The sequence below is a fragment of the Nitrospinota bacterium genome (assembly GCA_009873635.1).
Taxonomy (GTDB): Bacteria; Nitrospinota; Nitrospinia; order Nitrospinales; family VA-1; genus LS-NOB.
This window is the reverse complement of record WAHY01000007.1, coordinates 38451-41385: the sequence shown is the minus strand read 5'-3', so window position 1 is coordinate 41385 and position 2935 is coordinate 38451. Positions and strand designations below refer to the sequence as shown.

At 44.4% G+C, this 2935-nt stretch carries 1 protein-coding gene; it reads right to left on the bottom strand.

The genetic code is table 11. From position 1 onward, the window contains the following. Nucleotides 1-884 precede the first annotated feature (884 nt). Entirely contained in the window at nucleotides 885-2702 is a 1818-nt protein-coding gene (gene mutL / locus F3741_06040) for a DNA mismatch repair endonuclease MutL (protein ID MZG30360.1), read from the bottom strand. Between the last annotated feature and the right edge of the window lie 233 nt (nucleotides 2703-2935).

Here is a 2935-nt window from a genome sequence, read left to right as displayed (position 1 = left end):
GCTATGAAGCTGGAGAAAGAGATGCTCCGGTTTCAGTCATGATTAAACTTGCCAAACTGGGAAATGTGTCGTTGGACAGGTTATTAACGACCAAAATCAACCCCGAAGATTTAGACACTCCAGATCAGGAAAGCCCCCAATCCATTATCAAGTCCCCGGAAGTGATCGGTGGTGGAATTGATGAGGGCCGCTTGATGCTCAAAGGTTATTTGACAGACAGCCTGGTCACCAATAACAAAGATGAACAAAAATTACTGACCCTGTTCCGGAAAGCCAACCCCTCAAGCCGGGAAAAGTTTCTGCTGGACCTGGAGTGGACGCTCAACAACACCCGCAGGTCAAGAATGAAAGACACAAAAAAAATCCCTCGCAAACTGGAAAAAGTCCAGACAGCGGTAAAGCTGAAAAAACTCGCCAAAAACATAAAGAAAATCACCGTCCGCGGCTAAATGACAGCACCCACAATCACTGGACTTCTTGATTTCCTGCCTTAGCTATTTGCTCAAAGATTTTTTCAAGTCAGTTAATAAATAATTTGTATCGATTTGTGCCTTGTCAGGTAAAATTCCGCCCCCAATATCTTTTATGGTTGCCTGCAAGAAGTTTATTGATTTCTTCATACTGTCTGCAAGCATCAAAGAAAATATATGAGAAAAAATAATAATTATTAAGGTTCCAAAGGTTATTACATATTCAGCAAGTTTAATTTCCCTTTCTCTATCAACTCCTGATTAAAATGATCAAAAATCAACCTCTGTTCTAGTCATGACCCAAAATTAATAGCTTCAAAACGGATATTACTGCAAGAGAAAGCAAAATCAAATCAAGAATATATCCCCTGACCTGCCGGCAAAAACTATCGATACACCGACTATTTTTAAAGACTATTTTCTGAGGAATTTTTTCAGGATGTCGTCCATATCAAATAGCAGGGATATGGGTCTTCCGTGTGGACAGGTATAGGGCATGGAGGTTTGTTCCAAATCAGAAATCAATTTCCTGATCTGGTCGAGGTTGAGAGTATGATTGACTTTGATGGCGTTTCTGCATGACATCATGATCAGCACATCTTCATATTTTTCATTGAGCACATCATCAAACGCTTCTCGTGGCAATGCTTCTATCGTTTCCCGGACCAGTTTTTCATTGTCACCGTTTTTAAGAATCGCCGGAACGGATCTAAGGAGAAACTCATTCTTGCCAAACGGTTCGAGTTCCAGCCCCAAATCAAGCAGTCGATCGAGGTGCGGCATGAGCGTTTCGGTCTCTTCTGGAGAAAGTTCCAGGGGAACAGGAAACAACAGTTTCTGGACTTCCACTTTTCGGTATTTGGCCGCTTCGCGAAACCGTTCATAGAGAATTCTTTCATGGGCTACGTGCTGGTCCACAATCAGTATGCCCTGCTTTCCCTGCATGATTATAAATGACCTGTCCAACTGCCCCAACGGCTCAAACTCTGAATAGATAAGATTAGCAACTGGTGTTGGGGCTTTGTCAAAACAATTCACCTGAGGTGCAGACACTGAGTCTTCCGGCTTCAGCATTGTCCGCAAAGCTTGCGACAGATCTCCCTCAACAGCATTAGACGGCACCCACTTTGGAGGCTGATAGTTTTGGCGTGGATTATGAGAATATTCAGGTTCCCCAAGGGGGATGTCACCGTCATCACGTCTGGTCAAATCGATCTGCTGATTTTTTTCCAGTGCGTCTCGGACGCTATTGGCAACAAACTGGTGTACATCCTGCTGAAACGCAAAACGGACTTCTGCCTTCGAGGGATGGACATTTACGTCCAGCAATTTGGGGTCCATCGTCAGGTAGAGAAACAAAGCCGGATGTTGTCCCTTGGGCAACAGGTGGGAGTATCCCTGCTGGGTCGCGTGCAGAATAACTTTGTCACGCACAAATCGCCCATTGATAAAACAATATTGGGCATTGCGGTTGGAACGGGTATAAACCGGATTCGACACATAACCTGTTAAATGGTAATCGCCTGATTGAGCTTCTACCGCAAGTAGCGACTTGGCAAGATCCGGCCCAAACAACTCGGCAATTCGATAATGTAATTGATCCGTGGACAAAGTGTTAATCACCTCACGCTCATTATGAGTCAACAAAAACTGAATGTGAGGATTCGCAAGCGCCTGTTGAGTGACCACCTGAGTGATGTGCGAAAATTCGGTGGAATCTCCTTTCAGGAATTTACTTCGCGCGGGAGTTACATAAAACAATTGTGCCACTTCCAACGTGGTTCCCTGTGGACAGGCAAAGTCTTTTTCTTCCAGAATCTGTCCACCTTCCACAACTATTAACTTACCACCTTCATTCTCACTTCTGGCACTGGTACAGCGTACTTTGGCAACGGACGCAATGCTAGGCAAAGCCTCGCCACGAAACCCTAATGACTGGATGGACTCAAGGTCTTCAAACCGGGAGATTTTACTGGTCGCATGTCTTGAGAAAGCTAACCGGCACTCTTCAGGAGACATACCCATTCCATTATCCATAATACGGATTTTCTTTTTCCCACCTCCCTCAATATCGAGACGAATCAGGGTTGCACCGGCGTCAATAGAGTTTTCAACAAGCTCCTTGACTACTGAGGCCGGTCGCTCCACCACCTCCCCGGCAGCAATCTGGTTAGCCAGTTCATCAGAAAGGACACGAATCTTCGGTATCATTTTTTGAGAGGGAACAGACATGGAAATCCTTCAGTTGCCTTAATAATGGGCTCAGCTCAAAATGATGGGTCAGGTCGCTTTAAATATCCCGCACAACCATTTATCTCAGGCAAATTCAACACGGCAGACCTGAACATTTTTTAAAGCAATTCAGAAACGAATGCAAGTCAATTGGTGATATGATGAGTAAGAAGAAATACGGAGACGCACTGTTGGACAATCATATCTTCGAAAAAAATATCCAGTTATTGAAA